The organism is Photobacterium obscurum (assembly GCF_026191635.1).
Lineage (GTDB): Bacteria > Pseudomonadota > Gammaproteobacteria > Enterobacterales > Vibrionaceae > Photobacterium > Photobacterium obscurum.
This window is the reverse complement of record NZ_JAKRRW010000006.1, coordinates 175,839-197,830: the sequence shown is the minus strand read 5'-3', so window position 1 is coordinate 197,830 and position 21,992 is coordinate 175,839. Positions and strand designations below refer to the sequence as shown.

14 protein-coding genes are annotated in these 21,992 nt (G+C 47.9%); 8 read left to right on the top strand and 6 right to left on the bottom strand.

The window, feature by feature from the left end; genetic code table 11:
• Positions 1 to 300: 300 nt before the first annotated feature.
• Positions 301 to 1,191, top strand: a complete 891-nt coding sequence (locus tag MD588_RS10405; protein ID WP_265697130.1) for an AraC family transcriptional regulator — start codon at positions 301 to 303, stop codon at positions 1,189 to 1,191.
• Between the two features lie 93 nt (positions 1,192 to 1,284).
• Here the strand turns inward: MD588_RS10405 and MD588_RS10400 are convergent, their stop codons facing one another.
• The 4 genes from MD588_RS10400 to MD588_RS10385 form a co-directional block, all read right to left on the bottom strand.
• Positions 1,285 to 3,582, bottom strand: a complete 2,298-nt coding sequence (locus MD588_RS10400) for a GH92 family glycosyl hydrolase (RefSeq protein WP_265697129.1) — start codon at positions 3,580 to 3,582, stop codon at positions 1,285 to 1,287.
• Positions 3,583 to 3,763: 181 nt separating this feature from the next.
• Entirely contained in the window at positions 3,764 to 6,073 is a 2,310-nt protein-coding gene (locus MD588_RS10395; protein ID WP_265697128.1) for a GH92 family glycosyl hydrolase, read from the bottom strand.
• A gap of 325 nt (positions 6,074 to 6,398) precedes the next feature.
• Positions 6,399 to 6,896, bottom strand: coding sequence for a hypothetical protein (locus tag MD588_RS10390; protein ID WP_265697127.1), 498 nt, complete (start codon positions 6,894 to 6,896; stop codon positions 6,399 to 6,401).
• The gene (locus MD588_RS10385; RefSeq protein ID WP_265697126.1) at positions 6,889 to 7,521 is read right to left on the bottom strand and encodes a winged helix-turn-helix domain-containing protein; all 633 of its coding nucleotides are present in this window, start codon (positions 7,519 to 7,521) and stop codon (positions 6,889 to 6,891) included. The genes MD588_RS10390 and MD588_RS10385 overlap by 8 nt, the downstream gene beginning before the upstream one ends.
• Before the next feature lie 381 nt (positions 7,522 to 7,902).
• Here MD588_RS10385 and MD588_RS10380 point away from each other — a divergent pair, with 381 nt between their 5' ends.
• Together MD588_RS10380 and MD588_RS10375 are read left to right on the top strand one after the other, a co-directional pair.
• A complete protein-coding gene (locus tag MD588_RS10380) occupies positions 7,903 to 10,161 on the top strand; it encodes an alpha/beta fold hydrolase (RefSeq protein WP_265697125.1) in 2,259 nt (752 codons plus the stop codon).
• Positions 10,158 to 11,348 carry an outer membrane protein transport protein gene (locus MD588_RS10375; protein ID WP_265697124.1) on the top strand — a complete coding sequence of 397 codons (1,191 nt, stop codon included), beginning with the start codon at positions 10,158 to 10,160 and terminating at the stop codon, positions 11,346 to 11,348. The genes MD588_RS10380 and MD588_RS10375 overlap by 4 nt, the downstream gene beginning before the upstream one ends.
• A 136-nt stretch (positions 11,349 to 11,484) precedes the next feature.
• On the opposite strand, the gene ald is transcribed toward MD588_RS10375, so the two are convergent.
• Positions 11,485 to 12,597: an alanine dehydrogenase gene (ald, locus tag MD588_RS10370; protein WP_265697122.1), complete on the bottom strand. Its 1,113-nt coding sequence runs from the start codon at positions 12,595 to 12,597 to the stop codon at positions 11,485 to 11,487.
• Between the two features lie 272 nt (positions 12,598 to 12,869).
• On the opposite strand from ald, the gene MD588_RS10365 reads away from it, so the two are divergent.
• Positions 12,870 to 13,184, top strand: a complete 315-nt coding sequence (locus MD588_RS10365) for a PTS fructose transporter subunit IIB (RefSeq protein ID WP_265697120.1) — start codon at positions 12,870 to 12,872, stop codon at positions 13,182 to 13,184.
• Positions 13,185 to 13,197: 13 nt separating this feature from the next.
• Complete coding sequence (gene ptsP / locus MD588_RS10360; RefSeq protein ID WP_265697118.1) at positions 13,198 to 15,687, top strand: phosphoenolpyruvate--protein phosphotransferase; 2,490 nt, start codon at positions 13,198 to 13,200, stop codon at positions 15,685 to 15,687.
• Positions 15,688 to 15,831: 144 nt separating this feature from the next.
• On the opposite strand, the gene MD588_RS10355 is transcribed toward ptsP, so the two are convergent.
• Positions 15,832 to 16,845 carry an AraC family transcriptional regulator gene (locus tag MD588_RS10355; RefSeq protein ID WP_265697117.1) on the bottom strand — a complete coding sequence of 338 codons (1,014 nt, stop codon included), beginning with the start codon at positions 16,843 to 16,845 and terminating at the stop codon, positions 15,832 to 15,834.
• Between the two features lie 174 nt (positions 16,846 to 17,019).
• Between MD588_RS10355 and MD588_RS10350 the strand changes: the two genes are divergently transcribed.
• The 3 genes from MD588_RS10350 (at position 17,020) to MD588_RS10340 (ending at position 21,965) form a co-directional block, all read left to right on the top strand.
• A complete protein-coding gene (locus MD588_RS10350; RefSeq protein WP_265697116.1) occupies positions 17,020 to 19,542 on the top strand; it encodes a glycyl radical protein in 2,523 nt (840 codons plus the stop codon).
• Positions 19,543 to 19,637: 95 nt separating this feature from the next.
• A complete protein-coding gene (locus MD588_RS10345) occupies positions 19,638 to 20,678 on the top strand; it encodes a glycyl-radical enzyme activating protein (RefSeq protein ID WP_265697114.1) in 1,041 nt (346 codons plus the stop codon).
• Positions 20,679 to 20,765: 87 nt separating this feature from the next.
• On the top strand, positions 20,766 to 21,965 hold the full coding sequence (locus tag MD588_RS10340; protein ID WP_265697113.1) for an iron-containing alcohol dehydrogenase: 1,200 nt from the start codon (positions 20,766 to 20,768) through the stop codon (positions 21,963 to 21,965).
• Positions 21,966 to 21,992 lie beyond the last annotated feature (27 nt).

The following is a 21,992-nucleotide window of genomic DNA, read 5'->3' as shown; positions in this document are numbered from 1 at the left end:
CCAACTGATGCTTATTGTGTAAATTTTTTCCCCAAAAGAATGGGATCGCAGACACAAAAACAGATCTTCTGAAAAAATTTACAATCTTTTTGACCTGGGGAACATTTTAAAAAGGAATATTTGGTTAGTTTATATAGGCAGAAACGAGCTCAAAACAGTAATAGCCATTATTTATATAAGACATAGGGTTTTAGGCCACCATATAACCAATATAAAAACAGCCAACACTGCGAAGACAGTGAAAATATTTTCAGAAAATTGTGAACACAAATAACCACGACATAGAACTGGATGATAGAAATGAGCGCATCAAACATACTTGCCGTCCCCTCTTCGCTTAGCGAGTGCCACGACGAAATACAAAACCAGCTGGATCTACTCGTCAATCATAGCCACACGATTAAGAATGTGTACATTGCCACCAAAAGCCATTCGGCCCCTGATCTAGCATGGCAAATTGACATTCCGCGTTTTGATATCGTACTCAGCGGTAGCATCGTCACCGAATATTCGGTCAGTGACAGCCACCATGTTCAACAGCAACTAAATTGTGGCGATGTGCTATATATTCCTGCATCGGCGTGGAGCCAACCTGTCTGGCAACAAGAAGTCACCCTGCTGAGCCTAATGATCAGCAATCATAAGATTGGCTTTAGCCTGCAAAAATGGAATGGGCAAAGCTTTGATGAAATAGCCAAGAGACCAACGATCCGCCAACACCAGAAAATCGGCAACGGATTGTTGCAGGCGCTCAATGAGCTGAGCCAGCAAGAAAGTGACCAACACACCTCGGCATTGGTTATCCGCTCTTTGCTCAGCCATATTATGACGATGAGCGAGCTCCCGGAGTGCCTACCGACTCGACAGGAAGAGTTGTTTCACAAAATTGTCCGCTTCATTGACCAGCATTATTCGGAGTCACTCACCCGAGAGATGCTGGCTGAACAGTTTTATATTTCCCCCAACTACCTGTCTCATATTTTCCAACAACAAGGCAATACCAGCTTCAAGGAGTATGTCTGTGAGCAGCGCCTAGAAAAAGCCCAGACATTACTGCGGGAAGGAAACAGCCGGATCAAGCAGATTTCCGAGCAGTGCGGTTTTGCCGACAGCAATTATTTCTGCCGCTTATTCAAACAAAAGCTTGGGCTTACCCCTTCACAGTTCCGGGCAAGTTCAAGCCCGGCTTAATCGCGTTATTCAACGTGATACCACCGGGCTTGAGTTGAAACCTGCTTGTTTATTGTCAAACAGGCTTAATTTCCAATGGCACTAGCAACACAATTACTTCATCAGCCCCTCAGCCGTCCATGACGGCGGGAAGCTCTCTGGTGTTGATGCCCAGCTCTGATTAGGCGTGTTGCCCATCACAAAGGCCAGCTCTCCCCCTTTGACGATCTCATTATGGCTGATCCATGAGCGTTCCAGACTTACCCCGTTCAAGCTAACAGATTGGATATAGATATTTTGTTCCGACACATTTTCTGCAATTACAGTAAACGTGTTGCCATTTGGCAAATCAAGCACCACCTCTGGGAACATTGGAATACCAATCACATAACGCTGATCCGCCGGATTCACCGGATAGAAGCCCATCGCGGTAAACACATACCAACTCGACATCTGGCCGTAATCATCATTGCCGCATATACCTTCCGGCTTGTCTGAATAGCAAACATCGACGATTTCCTTTAGCCACTTCTGAGTTTTCCATGGCTGACCAACATAGTTGAACAAATATGGCGCATGGTGATCCGGCTCGTTACCCTGCACATATTGGCCAACCATACCGGTACTGAAGATCGGTAGCTCCTGCTCGGGATCCGGCGTGGTTTCAAACAAGTCATCCAGACGCTGAATAAACGCTTCTTGCCCCATCATTTTAACCAGGCCTGCGACATCATGCTGAACATGCCAGAAATACTGCCAAGCGTTACTTTCCGCAAAGCCGGCTTCATAACGCTCGGGATCAAAATCAGAAATAAACTCGCCGTTTGCCAATCTCGGTACAAACCAGTCCCGGCTGGCATCGTATTGATTCTGCCAGTTTTTAGCCTGCTTAATGAAGTGCTGAAAGTCAGATTCCTTACCTAGCGAATTTGCCATCTGGGCAATCGCCCAGTCATCATAGGAGTATTCCATTGCCCGTGACGCCGCCCAGCCATCACCGCCTTCCTCTTCGGAATACGGCACATAGCCATAGGTACGGTAAGCGACAATCTCACTCTTGTCCGAAGCCGCCGACGCTTTCATTGCCTCTAGTGCCAACTGCGGATCAAAGCCGTTGATTCCTTTTAGCCACGCATCGGCAATCACGGGAACAGCATGATAACCAAGCATCATGTTGGTTTCGTTGCCTTTCATCGACCACACCGGCAATAGTCCGGTTTCTTCATAATGGGCCAGCATGGATTTCACCATATCATTGACCCTGTCCGGCTCCACCAGCGTCAGGAAGGGATGGGTGGCACGGTAGGTATCCCACAACGAGAAGGTATCATAACGGTCAAAGCCTTCTGTCTGCTGGATCTGATGATCGGCACCTTTGTAGCGACCATCAACATCCGAGTGCAATGTCGGACCTAAATAGGAATGATAGATAGCGGTATAGAAAATCCGTTTCTTGGCTTCATCATCACTGGTTACGCGCACTTTCTCCAGCTCGTCTTCCCACGCCTGGCTTGCCGCCTGCTGGGTCTGATTAAAATTCCATTCCGGTAGCTCTTGCTCAAGGTTCTTATAGGCTCCTGCAATATCAACTGAAGACAGTGCCACCTTTACCAATAGCTCATTTTCCTGCTCGCTGGTATCAAAGCTGAAATAACCACGAGTATGGGTGCTTTGTACCTCATCACCACTCACCACCTGCCCGGCGGCATCGTCTCTAAGTTCGAAACCCGTCATCGGACGGGAGAACTTAATCACGAAGTGCTCGCGCTGATCAGCCGCCCACCCCGTCGAATAGCGATAGCCTTCGAGTGTCGTTTCATCCACCACCCTAATCACGGTATCTGTCGGGGAGTCCCAGTTCAGGGCATAACCTAAATTCAGCACCACTTTTGATTCATCATCTTTCGGGAAGGTATAACGATGGAAACCAACCCGGTTGGTAGTGGTCAACTCGGCCTCAATGCCATAGTCATCCAGCATTACCTTATAGAAGCCTGCACCCGCCTGTTCGTTGTCATGGCTGAAATGGGATGCCTCCCGGCTGCCGCGCATTTCGTCAGAGCGGCTGTTAAACGGCATCAGCAAAATGTCATTCAGATCCCCTGCACCCGTGCCGGAAAGCTGGGTATGGCTAAAGCCCACTAGCCTATCGTCATGGTAGCTATAGCCACTGATATAGTCCCAACCGCCCGTGCCATTATTCGGACTGAGTTGCACCATTCCATGGGGAACAGTGGCTCCCGGGTAAGTATTAGCCAATCCACCGGTACCAATCATCGGATCGACATACTGAACCAGATCCAACTCAGGCTCCAACTCCTTGCCATCATCACTGTTTGAGCTGCTGGAGTTACAGCCCACCAGACCAATAGACAATGCCACCGCAGCGGCGATTACCGAACGTTTAAACATGTTACCTCCGTGAACACTTATTAAGCTGAGATACAGGCGCGGCTATGAGTACTGGATAAAGCAGCACCTAGAAAAGTAAATTGAATGAGATTGATATAACGCTGTAAGCCAATAGCTCACAGATTAAAAATGGATAAGGAAGGTAAGAGAAAGAACTTCCCTTACCTTCTTGCTCAGCTTATTAGTTCACTGGTTTCTGATCGGTCATCACAAAACGCAGCTCGCCACCGGCATAAATCTCGTTGTGAGCAAAAGTGTTGAACTGATCAAGCGGCTTGCCGTTAATCGTTACTTCTTTCACATACAGATTATTCGGGCCATTGTTTTCAGCTACCACCTTGAACTCGCCATCGGGCAGGTGAACGGTTACTTCGTCGAACACGGGACGGCCAATGGTATATGTCGGGTCTCCCGGAGTGATCTGGTAGAAGCCCATCGAGCTCATAATGTACCAAGCCGACATCTGCCCTACATCTTCGTTACCAATTAGGCCATCAGGACCATTGTGGTAGAAGTCCTTGTACACCTGATCCAGGTATTCCTGTGCTTTCCATGGCTGGTTGGTGCGGTTATACAGGTAAATCACATGGTGCGATGGCTCGTTGCCGTGAACATACTGACCGATATAACCCGTCATATCCTGCAACTCACCCTCACCCGGTTCGGCAGTAAACAGCTCGTCCAGTTTCTGGTTCAGCCCGTCCGTGCCACCCATCAGTTCAGTCAGGCGTTCGAGATCCTGCATCAGTGTCCACTGCCACTGCCACGCGTTCCCCTCGGTGAACCAGTAGTGATCAACTTTGTAGGGATCGAACTCTTCGAGCTTCTTGCCGGTTTCATCTACCGGTACAAAGAACTTCTCTTCCGGATCCCAGTGATTTTGTGACCAGGTACTGCGATCCATGTAGTGTTCATAAGTCTTGGTATCACCTGCAGCCTTCGCTATCTGGGCGATAGTCCAGTCGTAGTAGGACATTTCCAGTGCGTACGAAACCGAGTTCCAGTTAGGTACGTGCAGGTACTGGTATGTCTCATAGTAGCTGTACTGACCCGGCATTACCGAGGCCAAAATCTCGTCAGGGATCTGCGGGAAGTCTTCGGGATGATAGGTAGAGCTTTCCGTTGATGCCAGCAATGCGTCGTTCGGATCAACATCCATTCCCTTCACAATCGCATCGGCAATAATTGCCACTGCCGGGTAGCCAATCATGGTGCCGGTATAGCTGGAATGGGCTTCCCACTTCGGCAAGATGCCGGCATTTTGTTGCTTGCGGATCAGATCATTAGCAAAATCTTCCGCACGCTGCGGATAAATGATGGTCTGCAGAGGATGAACCGCACGGAATGTATCCCACATGGAATAGATCGAGTAGTTGGTTAACCCGTCTTCTTCCCGGATAAAGCCGAGCAAGTCACGGTAACGCCCATCGACATCCTCGAATACGATAGGGGCGATCTGGCTATGGTAGAACCCGGTATAGAAGTTTGTTTTCTCTACCTCCGATCCCCCATCAAGTTCTATCACCGACAGCTCTTTTGCCCACGCATACTCGGCATCTGACTGTACCTTGGTAAAGTTAAACTCGGGGACCTCGGCTTCTAGGTTCTTTTCGGCACCTTTCCAATCAACCGGTGAGATCCCCACACGGATCTCAATTGGCTCACTGCTTTCTGCACCAAAATCTAAGTAAGCCGCAATATCAGTATCAGAACGGACTGCACCATGAGGCAGCGAGCGTTCTGCTCCGTCCTGGTTAAGCATGAAAGCATTGGCAATCGGCGCCGAGAACTTCGCGTAGAAGAAAATATTGTGGTCTTTAACCCATGAGCCACTAACACGACGTCCGCGAATTGTGTAGTCATCGACCACTTCAATTTTATTTAAAAGACTTTCGCCGCCATTGGCTTTTAATGTATGGCCAATATCCAGCTTTATTTTTCTATCACTGCCTTTAGGGAAAGTATATTTATGGTAGCCAACTCGCGTTGATGCGGTTAATTCTGCTTTAATATTAGAATCATTCAATACAACTTTGTAATAACCGGCAGATGCCTGCTCTGATTTTTTATCAAAGGTATTCTGCTCGGCATTTTCATCATTGATATAAGGCAAGATTAGAATATCACCCAAGTCGGTCACTCCAGTACCACTTAAATGAGTATGGCTGAAACCGTACAAAGTAATATCGTTATCAATAATGTCGCCTTTCTCATAGTCACTGGCATCATGGTAGCCACTGGCAGAATGCCAACCATCCAAGGTGGTATCTGGGCTTAACTGCACCATACCTTGAGGCACAACGGCTCCAGGGAAAGTATGCCCAGAGCCGGCAGTACCGATAAAGGGGTCGACATACTTGAGGATATTCATATCGACAACAATGCCGCCCTCTTTATCACCCGTATCGGTATGGCTATTACTGTCCGAGTTACACCCTGCTACACCCAAGGCAATGGCTATTGCCATCGGGATAAACTTTTTATGAAACATAGAACCACCTTGATTGCGTTTCCTAATAGACAAATTGAAAACTTAAATCCGTAATATTTAATTTGAATTTTTATGCTTATTAACGTTATTAGTTAATATGGTCAATATTATCTGGAATTGGGTATCTAGGTGATATAGTAATATTTACGCATTAACTATATTTTTGTAACCATGAGAAAAGGGTGTGATTAACCTCTATTATTTCGATTCTTTGTGATCACCATTCATAGTTATAGTAAATTAATATTCCAATATAAAAGCACCTGCTATGAATTCATAACAGGTGGTTATTACCCTTGGGTGTATCATTGAGCGACCGTTTAAATCATTCCACCTTTATACCCAAACTACCTTGTTGGTGATTAACTAAATGAGCCTCGTCATGAACAAGGTAAAGTGCAGACCGATCAAGAAACAGAATCACACCATCTTTTAATGACAGCATTTCCATGTTTTTCTTTGCAAAGGTCTCCCCATTGGTAAAAAAGTGATCAAACAAGGTCACGTTTCCCTCAGGCATAATTCGATCATGCTTTTCACTGTACAAAGATAACTTGCCACCGCTGAACTCATAAGACCCGGATGTTGAAACACCAAGTTGCCGCTTAGGATAGGCAACATACATATAAAAACCGCTGTCTTCTCGTAGCTCCACACCTAAATTCAAATCCATAAGGAAGCCTTTGTCTTTTGCAACCGGCATATAGACAGAGGTATTGCTATATAACTGTTCGGAAAAGGACTGGGGAATTATGCCATGGCCAAAAACACCAATTGCGGAACCGATTAAAATAGCCATAACAGCTTTGGTAAGTTTATTCACAGACTACCTCCTTTAAGGTGGCCGGATAACTCAAGGACTGACCTTGTTCTGTGATTAATATTCTCCCGTCCTCCACCTGATAGACAGAGGCGTTTACATACACTCTTTGATCATTTGTGTCGGGCGGAGTAAACGTACACTTGTTATAAGAACCCACCAAAAATTCACTCGCATCATTTATTGGTTCATAACGCAGGCTGAAAAAGCTGATTACTGCAAAAACAGCGGCAATAAAAACATAAGGCAGCCATTGATATATAAAGCTATACTTACGTTCTAACATTGATTCATTCGTAGCTTTTATGGTTTTAACCTGCGCCACAAAACGATAACCAACACCTCTTTCGGTCCGTATTACATCACCTTTTTTATCTTCAAATGCTTTCCGGCATATTGATACTGAATTCATTAAACTGCTATCTTCGACAACCATACCTTTCGATGTCCATATCTTATCTAGCAGCTCATGACGCGAGAGTGTGATTCCAGGATGATCAAAAAAATAACGCAACAGCGCAATTTCATTACTTCCCAATACCGTACTTAAACCAGTCGACTGACTTTGAACAACTTGCTCACTGAAATTGACAACATAATTATTATTAATGAGAAACTGCTCATTCATAAATATCCCCACCGCAAGTCTTCATTTGCATCGTCATTATTATTCGTAGCACTTTATCCTATTGCTTTATCCCCAGCCAACCTCGATTGTTACTGAACCCGATGCCTACCATTATTTTTCATTAAATGTTGAATAGCATCACATTCCTTACCATCTTAGTCACAGTGCCAGTTCACTAAGCAGACACCACCCACAAACGTTCTAAAAATCAAACACTTAAAACCTAAAAAAACATCAACCAAGCTAACTGAATATGAATTAGGTTGAATTATTTAAGCAACTGATTGAAAAGATTTATAACAGCAAGCGGCTAACAGCCAATAACACGATGAGGCGATAACACTATAAACAGCCTCAATATGATAAGGAGCTTGCAACACCATGAAGATAGAACGTAATCATAAGCCATTCCCACTCAAATACCTTGCGTATTCCATGGCTGTATTACTGTTATCAGGTTGTCAATCTGATGAAGAAACTGCAGAACAGGTGACTGTCGAAGTCCCTTTCTCTGTTCAATCATTACCGATGCCTAACGATGGCTACGGCTATGATGAAGATGGAACCATTTCGCTTCCTGATGAACCCGCCTTTTTCTCGACAAAAAGTGGGGATGTATCCTATTACCAGAATTACGAAACCAGCTTCGCAGGCATTGACGGATGGGGGCTGTGTGTAGAACCGATCGAAGTTCCTCTTAAAAGTATTAATTCAGGACAAAAATATCCTCTCGATGAGGCCTCTTTAGAAAATAACGTTCTAATCATTAATTCTGAGACTTCAGAAGTTATTGCCACACAAAAAAGTAATGACGGCTCGAATATCTATATAGAATGTAATAATGCTTTAGAGAGCTCAGAAACTTATCATATTATTGTAACATCCGGGGTAAAGACACAATTCGGTGAACCGCTGCAATCATCTTCTGAATTTAAGAATTTACTGTCAGCAGAGCCCTCCTCACTTAATGAGAATGAGCTTCGTGTTAAAGATTCTATTGATAACGCATTAACTGCTTTTTCAGATATTGAGGGTAATACAGATACCGTAGTATATGCCTCAACCTTTACGACTCAGGATAGCTACGCCATTCTTGATTCTATTGTCGAAAACAATTCTGAATCAAAATTAACGTTTGATGATCTATCACCTTACTCTGTTACTGCTTTGAGAGAAGAAGGTAACAGTGATTATCAATCTGGTATCGGTGATCTTTTTGTAAAATACGAATTATATCGGGGTTCACTGGAGTCCAATTATTACTTGCCATTTAGTAAAGAAGATTCAGAAAATTGTTTATTGGATGAATATGATCCTGTTGCAAATTGCCCGGACATGTATCGTTGGATGACCAATGAAGACGGTTCCCATCTGACGCCAAAGCATACTTCACCAAAGTTCACCACAGAGAATATTCCTGTTGACTTATATTTACCGGAAGGAGAATACGAAGGCCAAAGTTTTGAAAAATTCCAAAACGGTGAACTCCCTGTCGTTATTTTCATTCACGGGGTCACCGCCGATAAAAGTGCAGCCGCACTGATGATGAAAGACTTTGTCAAAAACCGACGATTAAAGCGTGAGTTTGCCGTTGTGGCAATCGACATGCCATACCATGGTGAACGAATTATTCACGATAAAACAGGTAAACCAATCAGTGCCAAAGAGGACAAGTCCTATTTCATCAATATTACTTCCCCGCTGACTTTAAGAGGAAACCTGCACCAGGCTATCAGTGACTTTATCAGCCTGCGCTATGCCTTAAATGATTTCATCGAGGAACAAGAGGTTCACCTCGTCGGGCACTCTCTAGGAGGGATCGTCTCTGTGATGTTCTCCGAAATGACCCAAAACACAGAGGAATTGGCACTGGACACAGCGAACTATGTTGTCCCGGGACAGGGCCTGGTCAATCTCACTCTGGAGTCTCTGACTCTTGGCATAGAAATGGAAACTGCGGTGAAGAGCTCACCGGATATTCAACGAGCAATTGCCGAAACCGTCATCCCGAATCAGTGCTACGAAGGCGTCTCAAACCAGGACTGTATTCAGGCATTACAGGTATTTGTCGAGAATCCCGATAACCAGGCATCGGTGACAATGCTCGAAAATGAGATTTACCAGGCCATATTGCCGCTGCTGAAAAAAGGCGTTCAGCGCACGATAGACAGCGCCGATCCGGCCAGTAAAACCTCCCGCCAGGTTATAAACGCCCAACCAACGTTGCTGATTGAAGCAAAAGGTAACTGTGGTGAGACTTGCGAAGTGGGTGAGTATATGCCAGATGTCGTTATCCCCAACGCGACAGAGAAAAACAGCCTCACCGGAACCGAACCGCTGATCCGTGCCCTGCAACTGGAAGATATCCGCGAAGACACGATAGACAATGGAGTCCCTCTGCGAGGCGTGATCCGGGCCACCGTCGGCGGGCACGGGACTTACCTGTTCCCTTATGAAGGCCCGATGGATGACTCCGGTATGCCTTCGACGGAAAACCTCGGGGATGTATACAGCTCCACCAATACCCAGCAGGAAGCAATCCACCAAATGATCGAAAGCCAGGGATTATCAATCACATTCGATGAAGAAGACATGCAAAATATTGAATCTGAAGTTGTTACCGAGGACGCTGCACAATGAAAAAGTTTACAGTCTCTTTATTAGCGATGGCTTGCCTCAGCGCATTTCAGGCACAGTCCGCGGGCTTTCAGCTAAATTCCCAATCAGTTGCAGGATTAGGCCGGGCTTTCTCTGGGGATGCCATTATCGCCGATAACGCAGCAGTGATAGCTAAAAATGCAGCTGCGATGAGCCTACTCGACAGCCCAACTATATCCGTCGGCGTCATCGGCATCGACAGTCAGGTTGAGTTAACCGACACCCTCTATACGTCGTCGTCATCCACAACTCAACCGCTAGGCGATACAGAGCTCGACAACCTGACCATAGTCCCGAATTTTCATTACGTGCATCCGATTGAAAATTCCCGCTGGACACTCGGAACAACAATTCACTCCAACTTCGGAACGGATGTCGAGTTTGAGCAGAACTTTGATGCCCCGGAATTTGGCGGAACGACCAGCCTGACCAGTGTCAACTTTGGCTTATCGGCTGCCTATGAGGCCACTGATGCCCTGTCACTGGGGCTGGGTATCGACATCATTTACGGTAAAGGCGAAATATCCAGGCCTAACTTGCTGGATATCGATGCTGACGGAACAACTGTCGGCTTCAATGTCGGTATGGCCTATATCATTAATGAGGATAACCGATTCGGTCTGTCCTATCGTTATGCTCCATCACTTGAAGCATCCGGAACGGTTAACCAGTTAACAGGCCAGGCAACGGATTTGGACGTTCCCTTGCCAGATATCATTGAGTTCTCAGGCTATCACAAACTCCATAACCGTTTTGCCGTGCATTATAGCCTGCAGTACATTACCTGGTCAGAGTTCGATTCACTCTCATCACCGTCTTTTGACGATCCGATCAAAGAATACCAGTGGAAGGATGCCGGACATCTATCTGTGGGTATGACCTATTACGCACCGGAAAATACGGAGCTGAGAGCCGGATATATGTATGACCTGTCCCCGGTCGATGAGATTAACTCGCTCTCGATCCCCGATTCAGACCGGCACTGGTTTACCGTAGGGGCAACACATTACTTCACTAAAGATTTCAGCGTTGATCTGGCACTAGGATATTTGGTCGGAGAAGAGACGAAAATCGACGAATCAATGACGATTATCGGTACCAGCAACATCGCCGCTTTAACCAACAACAGCGCATGGTTGGGTGGCCTGCAAGTAAACTACAGCTTTTGACGGGAAAGACGAAACCTCACGCTCCCCGATTAGGATAAATGAGGTTTCAATTTAATTGTATTTATCCTGAGCTAAAAGCAACACTTCATGCCGGACAATGCAGTTTTGATATTGCGTTATCCGGCATATCGAAGCACTAATCAGCTAATTCCGAAAATGCCCTGAACCTTGACAACATCTGCAAACTCTCCGCCACTGGGCGGTAAGTCAGGTAGCCACGGTAAGTATTCAATCCCTTCGCAAAGTCAGGATCTTCTCTTAACACTGATAATCCCCCCGATGCCAGACGGGTTACATATCCCAAAGTGGCGCTTGTCAGGGCAATCGTAGAAGTTCTCGGATAGGCGCCGGGCATATTGGTCACACAGTAATGAGTCACGCCCTGCTTCTGATAAACGGGATCGGAATGCGAGGTTGGATGTGAAGTCTCGATACATCCCCCCTGATCGATACTGACATCAACAACTACGCTACCAGATTGCATCGTTGCAACCATGGCATTTGAGACCAAATGCGGCGCACGGCCACCGGGGTGCAGCACTGCACCCACCACCAAGTCAGCATCCAATAGCTCTTGTGCTATCTCTTCCGGTGACGACAATACCACACGAAGGTTGCCCGATATCTCGCGTTTCAATTCCGATTCTCGGTCAGCATGCCGGGTAAAGATCACCACTTCGGTTCCGATGCCGGCTGCTACCCTTGCAGCATGACGGCCAACGACACCATCCCCCAATACCACAACCTTGCCATAACACTTCCCCATAACACTGCCTAGCTGCATCCCTTTCCCGCCAGCAAACTTAGCCAAATAATAACTGCCGACAGTCACTGCCATATTCCCCGCAACGGCGCTCATTGGCGCGAGCAAAGGCAGCTTTCCCAGCTCATTCTCGACCGTTTCATAGCCAATCGCCGTCGTTCCTGCTTTTAGCAGTGCTTCAGTCAGGGCGGGATCGACACCGGCAAGGTGTAAATAGGTAAAAAGGATCTGTTGCTTAAGATAAGGGTATTCGCTTGGCAAGGGCTCTTTTATTTTGAGTACCAATTCAGACTTCCAGGCAACATCAGCTGAAACAACCTGACAGCCAACGTCACGATATGCCTCATCGGTAAAACCTGAACCCTTGCCAGCTCCAGTTTCGACCTTCACAGAATGTCCGTTCGCCACCAGATCCTTGGCTCCAGAAGGCGTCAAAGATACACGGTTCTCGCGATTTTTTATCTCCTTGATCACACCGATATCCAAGGCTCGACTCCTCACAATGTAAAGTTAGAGTGTAGATCGGTTATCTGGTTATCTCTGCCAATATCTGAACTCACCGGCTTATTCAAAAATCAGCATTGATGTATCAAAAATGCTGGTCTTCTACACTGAGATTGTAAATGCGATCATCATCACGCTTGTTTCCGACGGTTACAAATGTCCAGTAAAAGGTTGCTTTCTCTTCTACCGGACAGTACGGCAACTTCTTATATTGTCATCATTGAAAATAAAACTTCCCCGTTAAGGAGAGACTGATGAGAGTCGTCGCAATTACCGCCTGCCCTACCGGAATTGCCCATACCTATATGGCAGCAGACAAACTCACCGATACCGCCAAGAAACTTGGCATTACGATCAAAGTTGAAACCCAAGGTGCAATGGGTATCGAAAATCGCCTGACCGAACAAGACGTCCAGCGTGCCGATGTGGTGGTAATGGCAACCGATATCAATATCGAGCATAGCGATCGCTTCAACAACAAAAAATGCCTGAAGGTGAATATCCAAGATGCCCTTCAACAACCCAAGCGTATTTTTTCTCAATGTAAGCAGCTGTTAGCGCATCAGTAATAAGGCAGTAACCATGAAAAACCAGATTCAATTCCGCTGTGTTCTCCCTAACGGCATCCATGCCCGACCAGCCAGCCATCTAGAAAAAGTATGTGGCCAGTTCCAGTGCCAGATCAGCTTGACCAATCTGCGTAACGGCAACACCGCCGACGCAAAAAGTGTCCTGGCGCTTGTCGGGACTGACACCCTGCTGGACGATGACTTTACCCTGTCTTTTGACGGCGAGGATAGCCAGCAGGCCATGGCGATGCTGACCGACTATATCAATAATGAGTTTCCCCATTGTGACGAAGCCCTGGATACACAGGCTGACGATGAATCTGTCACCTTACCGCAGTCTCTGCTGCGTCATCAGCCAATCTTGCTGCAAGGTAAGCGACTGGCTCCGGGAATAGGCAAAGGGGTATTGGTTGGCTATCGCGATATCGATCTCAATACCTTTGTCACCGATATTCAGAATGACGAAGTGACCCGCTTTGAACAAGCGCACTTCCAGGTCTGTACATCCCTTGAGCAGGCAGCCAGTAAGGCTAGCGGACATGAAAAAGAAATCATCACGGCTCATATTTCTATAATTAATGACCGCACTTTTATCGACGGTATCAAGGAAAACTTGGCGTCCAATTCAACTGCCAATGCCATTCTCGCCGTGGTAGAGCAAATCACCACCCAGCTTAGCCAGTCGTCCAGCGCCTATCTGCGCGAGCGCATATTGGATATCCGTGATGTCGCCATTCAACTACTGACAGCAGCATACCCAAGTATTGATATTAATACCGACTTCACCTTAACCGAACCAAGCATCGTTATTGCTAACGATTTAACCCCAAGCCAGTTTCTCGGCCTTGATAAAGAATTGCTCCAAGGCCTAATACTCACCCATGCCGGTAGTACCTCGCACACGGTGATCCTTGCTCGCGCCTTCAATATCCCGACATTGTCTGGTATCGAAGCCAAGCAATGTACCGATGCCATCAATAGCCAGATCTATCTCGATGTCAACCTTGGCGTTGTCTCAACCCAGCCCAACGAAGGCGTCTGCCGTTATTTCGACCGCGCTATCGCCTTAGGCAAGCAACTGAGCGAGAAACAGCACGCTTTTGCCAGCCAGCAGGCGCAAACCTCAGACGGTAAAACCATAGAAATCGCCGCCAATATTGCCTGTTCGATCGAGGCGCCAGCCGCCTTTGAAAAAGGGGCTGAAGGTATTGGCTTATTCCGCACCGAAATGCTGTTTATGGATCGCAGCGAAGCACCGGGTGAAGACGAACAGCTTGGCTATTACCGTGAAGTTCTGGAAGCGGCAACCGACAAGTCAGTGATCATCCGAACCATGGACATTGGTGGTGACAAGCCGATTGATTATCTGAACCTGCCACAGGAGAACAACCCGTTCCTTGGCTATCGCGCGGTACGTATCTATCCAGAGTTTCTCGCTCTGTTCCACGCCCAGCTGCGTGCTATTTTGCGAGCTGCCGTACATGGTAATGCCAAGATCATGATCCCGATGATCCAGAGCATTGAAGAGATCCGCTGGGTGAAAGAGCAGCTTGAGATCGTTAAAAAACAGCTGACTCAGGAAGGCCAGGCATTCAACGCCGATGTCCCGCTAGGGATCATGGTTGAAATTCCTTCCGTGGCCTTTATCGTCGATCAGTTCTGCCAGGAAGTTGATTTCTTCAGCATCGGCTCTAACGATATGACCCAATACCTGCTCGCCGTTGATCGCGACAATGCCAGTGTTGCCAAGCTCTACAACAGTCTCGCGCCGGCATTCCTTCGTATGCTGAACCAGGTTGTCCAGACCGCCCACCAGCATGGCCGCTGGGTCGGCTTATGTGGTGAACTCGGTGCCGATGCCAAGGTATTGCCGCTACTCATTGGTGCCGGTTTAGACGAGATCAGTATGAGCGCACCCAAAATTGCTGCCACCAAAGCAACGCTGTGCAAGCTCAACAGCGAAGACTGCAAGGTGCTGTTTGAGCAGGCCTGCCAGTGTCCGACCATTGCCGACGTCCAGGCACTACTCGAAAACGCTGCAGCCATTCAGGAAAACAAACCTCTGCTGGCCACAGAATGTGTCATGAAACCGGCTGACTTTGCCAGCAAGGAAGAAGTGATTCAGGCAATGGTTGGCAATCTCGGTTTGGTTGGCCGCACGGACAATGCCTACAAACTGGAAGAGGATGTCTGGGCACGCGAGGAAGTATTCTCAACCGGTCTTGGCCATGGCTTTGCCATTCCGCATACCAAGTCCGATAACATTCGTCATTCGAGCATCAGTATTGCCCATCTAAACCAGCCGATAGACTGGCAGTCAGACTCGGGCGACGTCGACTTTATCATCATGCTGACCTTGAACAAGGCTCAGGGCGATCAGCATATGCGGATCTTCTCAACCCTGGCACGCAAACTGATCCATCAAAGCTTCCGCGATCAGCTCAGAGCCAGCAAAGACGATGCGGAAATCATTGCCATGCTGGAGAAAGAGCTAGCGATCTAATCGTTAATCTCGAGTAACCGACAACAACAACCCAACTTCCAAGCACAAAGCCGCTTTCCCGTTTTACTAATCAGTAAATCTGGAAGCGGCTTTACTGTCTTATATCATGGGAAATTGCTTAAGTATTTATACCTCAAATTTACCCTATTGCTGCTCCCGCCACTGCTGAGGGGAAAATCCCGTCCAGCGTTTGAAGGCTCTGGAAAACGCACTCACCTCAGAATAACCGAGCATCAGTGCCAGATCAGTAATTACAATGTGCCGCTGGGCAAGTGCCTCGCAGGCTAACTCCAGTCGCCCCTTATTCAGTAGCTGGCGGAACTCCAAACCTGCTTGCTGAAGCTCATACTGCAACATACGAACCGATCTCCCCAGTAGGCTGGCAACATTTGCTACCGTCGCTTCACCGGTCGGTATCAGCTCCCGAATAAGCTGTATTACCTGCTGCTTCAGCGGCAAAGGGCTACCATCTCCCGCTCTTGCAAGAAAGGCTTCCAGATAATCCTTCACTTCCTGAGAAGCCACCTTAGGCTTCTGTGCAAGAAATCGTGACGAAAACTCCACACTATACTCTGACTGCTCAAACACCACAGGGTAATCCAGCAATGCTTTATAGTCTGACACGGCAGCTTCTGGCGCATGTTTTAACGACACCCGTTTCAGGCTTCTGTTATCAAGGCCAAGTTCCCGCAAAACTTGTACGGCCAAGCCCAGACTAAGCTCTGAGACTTGAATAATCCCATCTTGATGCGCAATTGACGGTGCCCAATTCAAACTCAGCTGCGATGTGCGGCTATTGCTTTTCAGCCTCATTTGCAAACCCTGCACATGAAAATGCAAATACTTCTGCACCATGTTCATGCTTTCAGCGCAGGTATTGCATTGAGCCGCAAGTAACCCCAGCGGCCCAAACGTTTTGGGTCCCTGAAATTGCGACAATCGAAAGCCAAAAAGAGAATCGTTTGACTGGATTGCAGCCTGAGCCAAAACACGAGCAAAACTGGCATAGGGAATAAGCAGATCCGGCGCTCGAAGTACCGTGGCAGACATATCTTCCTGGGCCAGTATCTTGAGCGGATTAACAGCTTGTTTTCGGCAAAGATCCGAGAAACCGGCTAACGCGCTGCTGCGCACTTTATACGATACCGAGTTGACCATTACACCACTCCTTGGTTACCAACCCCGCGGGCTTCGCAAACTTTGATAATGACTTCGTAAAATATCAAACTGATTGCGTAAAATGTCAAGCAGTGCTGTATACCTCCTCCCTATAATCTTTCCTGATCAGAGCCCGACCTTATAAATTCAAACATTGATCACAAGGAATGCATCATGCAAAACGGAACTCAAAACCTACAAAAGCCGCGCGAAAGAATTACCTCTCTGGGAAAGATTGGCTACGATGAAGACAGCTGGGGAGTCGGCGTTTCAGGCGTTGTCGACGCCCCCTCTCCCTTTTCTCGAGTGAACCAATTACGAAACTGGTTCTTGGACGACAGTCCCTGGACAATTGATGCCCAGAGGGCGGTACTTGCCACTAAAGCCTATCAGCAATATGCCGATGCGCCTCAGCCAATCAAGGTGGCTCATGCCCTGTCAAATATTCTCCACAATGTTGACCTGCACCTTGTTGATAATCAGCTATTAGTTGGTGATTGTGCAGCGCCCCCCAAGTCATGCCCTATCTACCCTGAATTCTCATACAGCTGGCTAGTTCACGAACTAGAAAAACAACCGATTCGCGAGCGTCCGAACAACCGCTATGACTACGATGACAACACCAAAGCAGCGCTGCTAGAGCTAGCGGATTACTGGCAGGGAAATACCCTTTCGGACAAAATGCTGTCGCAAATGAGTGATGACGAGATGAAAGGGGACTTCATGGGCATCATGCTCTACTCCACCAGCCTCTATCACGTCGGCGGGATCGGTCACCTTGTCCCTGATTACCAGCGTGTACTGGATTTAGGTTACCTAGGACTAAAACAACAGGTACAAGAGCAACTCGATAGCCTACTCGGTTGCAACGACGCGGATCCCGCCATTACTGAGCGCAGGAACTTTTACCGCGCGCAGCTGATCACTCTGGACGCCTCTATCCATTACATCAAGCGCTATGCGGCGCTCGCCCGAGAAAAAGCCGAGGCTGCATCTGGCCAACGCCGCGATGAACTCTTACAAATGGCAGAAAACTGTGACTGGATTGCAGAATATCCACCACGTACCTTCTGGCAGGCCTTCCAGCTTGTCCACTTTATCTGGAGCATCATTATGATTGAGTCCAATGGCCACTCGGTATCACTGGGAAGGCTGGATCAGTTGCTGTTGCCCTATTTCAACAATGATCTCGCCAACGGCACCGCTTCCCGAGAGTTCATTCAGGAAATTATCGAGTGTCACGCCCCGCTAAATGGCAGCTTCATGAAATTGCGCGACTGGCTAACCACCCAGGGAAATAGCGGTCGGGGACTGGGAACGGCGACCATTACGCTGGGCGGACAAACCAGTGAAGGGGAAGATGCCACCAACGAGCTTTCCGGAATGTTTTTGGATATGGTCGCCCACACTCGTCTCGTCAATCCCTGGATTGCAGTCAGGGTACATGATCAGAGCCCAGACTGGTTCCTTCAGAAGGCGGTCAAAGCGATGCGTATGGGCAGCGGTGAACCCAAGATGTTCAGCGACACCATGATCACCAAGGCGATGATCAACAGAGGGATAGACCCTGTCGATGCGCTGAACTACGTAATTGTCGGATGTGTCGAGCCCAGCGTCCCCGGAAAAGAGTATGGCTGGCATGACTCAGCTTATTTCAGCATCGCACGCGTCTTTGAGTTAGCAATCAATGATGGCTATCCGCTTGGCATGGAACACCTGGGTCGACTCGGTCCCGCTACAGGCAACCTGGCGGATTTCAAGTCGTTTGCCGAGCTGCAACAAGCCTATGAAGCTCAGATGGAATATTGGGTGGAACTACATGCCCAGGGGACCGATATTATGGATGTCACTCACCGCGACATGAAGCCACTCCCCTACCTATCATCACTGGTCGAAGGGTGTATCGAAAAAGGCATGGATATCAACGAGGGTGCGGCACCCTATAACTTCACCGGGCCTCAGGCCACCGGCGTCGGTACGGTTGCAGACAGCCTGGCAGTTATAAAGCAACTGGTATTCGAAGAGAAAAAAGTCAGCGGCGCGCAGTTACTGGCCGCACTCAAAGCCAACTGGAATGGCTATGAGATGCTCTATCATCTGGTTAACAGCGACAAGGTTCACCAATACGGCAATGATAATGACTTTGCCGATGAACTTGCCCGCTACGCTACCAATGTCTACTGTTCCGCCGTAGAAAACCGGCCTAACCCAAGGGGCGGGGTCTACCAACCCGGTGTTTATACAGTCTCAGCCAACGTACCATTCGGTCAGGTCCAAGCCGCCACGCCTGACGGACGTAAAGCGCACGAACCGCTATCTGACTGCATTGGGCCGGTGCATACCGAGATCAACTCCCATGACCGAAAAGGTCCCACCGCCGTCATCCGTTCGGCAGGAAAACTCGATCAGGTCAGAATGTCCAACGGTACCTTGCTGAATCTGAGGTTTACGCCATCAAGCCTATCTGGCGACAGTGGCGTCTCTAACCTGATTGCACTTATCAAAACCTACTTTGAGCAAGGCATGCACCTTCAGCTTAATGTGCTGAGCCGAGAGCTGCTGGAAGATGCTTACCACCATCCAGAAAAATATCGTGGTTTGACCGTACGTGTTGCTGGTTACAGCGCCCAGTGGTCTGAGTTAAGCGATGAACTGCGCCGGGACATCATGAACCGCACCGAAATGTCTTTTGACTGAAGGTGATTCTATTAATCACTGATACTGAAGGGCCCTCTGATTGAGGGCCACTTCACGACAAAGCGTCATGATATGACTTCATGATGGAGCCACTAATGCTATATCCAGAATTAAAAAATAACGCCACAGCGAGCCCCCTGAACATAGTCGTTCCCGAAACCAAAGGCGTCATTATCAATATCCAGCGTTTTAGCGTCCATGACGGCCCGGGGATCCGCACCGTAGTTTTTCTAAAAGGCTGCTCCCTGCGCTGCCTCTGGTGCAGCAACCCTGAGAGCATAAAAAAACGGCCACAGGTGGGGATTTATTCCAACCGCTGTATCGGTACTGACAAATGCGATGCGTGCCTCAAGGCCAGCCTCCGGTGCACGCTGAAAACAAACCGTGAACATAAAGTGATCAGCCTCAAAGGTATTCCGCTCGGCGAGCAGCTGGAGATGGCTAACGCCTGTCCGTCCGATGCACTCAAAGTATGGGGGAAAATCGTTACCGTCAGTGAAGTCCTCCAAGAAGTGCTCAAAGACCGGCAATTTTACAAAGAATCTGGCGGCGGCCTTACCCTCTCCGGCGGCGAAGCGCTTCTACAACATAAATTCGCGACTGACATACTCAAAGCTGCGCACTCGCTTGGGATCAACACCTGTGTCGAAACAGCCTTGCACTACCCAACGGCAACCTTGGATAAGGCGCTGCCTTATATTGACTTAGCGCTTTGTGACCTAAAACACATGCATGCCGACAAACACAAAATGTTCATTGGGGCTTCAAACCAGCTGATATTAGACAACCTGAAGAGGATCGCACAATCAGATACCCCGATAGTTATTCGTATTCCTGTCGTGCCGGAACACAATGGGACGAAAGAAAACCTGAGGGAAACCGCTCAATTTATCAAACAGGAGCTGAAGGGAAGCGTGAAGCAGGTTCAGCTGTTGCCGTTCCGTAAGCTTGGCGAAGATAAATATCAGGCGCTTCAGATCCCCTACCCAATGGCCAGCTTCTCCCCACCCGCCAGAAAAGTATGGGAACAAACACTCCGTAACTTTGCCCAACAAATGTGTGAACTGGGGGTGCCGGCCGTTGCAGGAACCGGAAACCAGATAAGTAACGAACAGCAACCAGGTGCAATACCTTGATAGCATCCTTAAAACTATGAACCAAGTCTAATACTAAATTGTCTTTTAATGTTTATAATTCAAACGTCTGTTTAAAAGGATTTATCTATGTTGTTATACAAAACCATTATTAGCGTTAACAAGCAGCTCAACAAACTAATTACGATCCCTTTCCCGCAGTTAGAAACAGGGATCAATAGCGTTTCTGAGGCTGGCGCACTGATGTCGTCGGCAGGCGCCAAGAAAGTCCTTATTGTGACAGATAAGATGTTGCACTCGCTCGGGCTAACCAACTCACTGTGCGACTCATTAACCGCCAGTAATATTGAATTCGTTATCTTTGATCATGTAACACCTGATCCGACCGTTGCTATTGTCGCCACAGGGGCTGATTTCTATAAAAAACACGATTGTGATGCTATTGTCGCGCTCGGCGGAGGTTCGCCTATCGATTGTGCCAAAATCATCGGAGCCAAGGTGGTTAAAGATCGCCCTGTTCGCTCTCTTGTCGGTAAACTTAAAATTCGCAAAAAACTCCCCCCGTTTATGGCTATCCCTACCACTGCAGGTACCGGCTCAGAAGCAACCGTTGCCGCCGTGGTTTCCGATCCAACAGCTCGGCAAAAATTCGCCATTATGGATCCGGTACTGCTACCTGACTTTGCCATCATTGATCCCAGCCTGATGACGGGTCTGCCCAAAGCCATGACAGCCGCAACGGGCATGGATGCTTTAACCCATGCCGTTGAAGCCTATATCGGAACTTTCAACACGCCACTGACCGATCGTTATGCCAAACAAGCCATAGAGAAAATATTCAAGTACCTGCCGAAGGCTTACGAAGATGGTCAGGATCTTGAAGCCCGCGAGCAAATGTCCATCGCCTCCTACGAGGCTGGTTGTGCCTTTACCCGGGCATTCGTGGGTTATGTCCATGCAATCGCTCACCAGCTAGGGGGGATGTACCATATCCCGCATGGACATGCGAACGCAGTTCTGCTTCCTATGGTCTTACGCTTCTTGCAACCTTACTGCATGAAACGTATGGATGAGCTGGCTGCAATTCTCGGCCTTCGTGACGGTGAAGAATTTATTGATGCTGTTATTGAGCTAAACCGACAGCTGAATATTCCAACCAATTTCCCAGAACTGCTGCCTGCCGATATTCCGCTGATAGCCAAGCGGGCATTAGCAGAGGCCCATGGCACCTATCCAGTACCGGGCTATATGAATCAAAAGCAATGTGAAAGTTTGTTGCGACAATTCCTTGTCGAGCCACCACAAAGTGACAACGCCACAGCGGCCTAACACTTTACAGCCATCAGCAGGTGGAGA

Excerpts from the sequence above, each read along its gene's own strand:
- MD588_RS10395 (WP_265697128.1), bottom strand. The coding sequence starts at position 6,073 with ATGTTTCATAAAAAGTTTATCCCGATGGCAATAGCCATTGCCTTGGGT.
- MD588_RS10340 (WP_265697113.1), top strand. The coding sequence starts at position 20,766 with ATGTTGTTATACAAAACCATTATTAGCGTTAACAAGCAGCTCAACAAA.
- MD588_RS10400 (WP_265697129.1), bottom strand. The coding sequence starts at position 3,582 with ATGTTTAAACGTTCGGTAATCGCCGCTGCGGTGGCATTGTCTATTGGT.
- MD588_RS10345 (WP_265697114.1), top strand. The coding sequence starts at position 19,638 with ATGCTATATCCAGAATTAAAAAATAACGCCACAGCGAGCCCCCTGAAC.
- MD588_RS10380 (WP_265697125.1), top strand. The coding sequence starts at position 7,903 with ATGAAGATAGAACGTAATCATAAGCCATTCCCACTCAAATACCTTGCG.
- MD588_RS10385 (WP_265697126.1), bottom strand. The coding sequence starts at position 7,521 with ATGAATGAGCAGTTTCTCATTAATAATAATTATGTTGTCAATTTCAGT.
- MD588_RS10365 (WP_265697120.1), top strand. The coding sequence starts at position 12,870 with ATGAGAGTCGTCGCAATTACCGCCTGCCCTACCGGAATTGCCCATACC.
- MD588_RS10355 (WP_265697117.1), bottom strand. The coding sequence starts at position 16,845 with ATGGTCAACTCGGTATCGTATAAAGTGCGCAGCAGCGCGTTAGCCGGT.
- MD588_RS10405 (WP_265697130.1), top strand. The coding sequence starts at position 301 with ATGAGCGCATCAAACATACTTGCCGTCCCCTCTTCGCTTAGCGAGTGC.
- MD588_RS10350 (WP_265697116.1), top strand. The coding sequence starts at position 17,020 with ATGCAAAACGGAACTCAAAACCTACAAAAGCCGCGCGAAAGAATTACC.
- ptsP (WP_265697118.1), top strand. The coding sequence starts at position 13,198 with ATGAAAAACCAGATTCAATTCCGCTGTGTTCTCCCTAACGGCATCCAT.
- MD588_RS10375 (WP_265697124.1), top strand. The coding sequence starts at position 10,158 with ATGAAAAAGTTTACAGTCTCTTTATTAGCGATGGCTTGCCTCAGCGCA.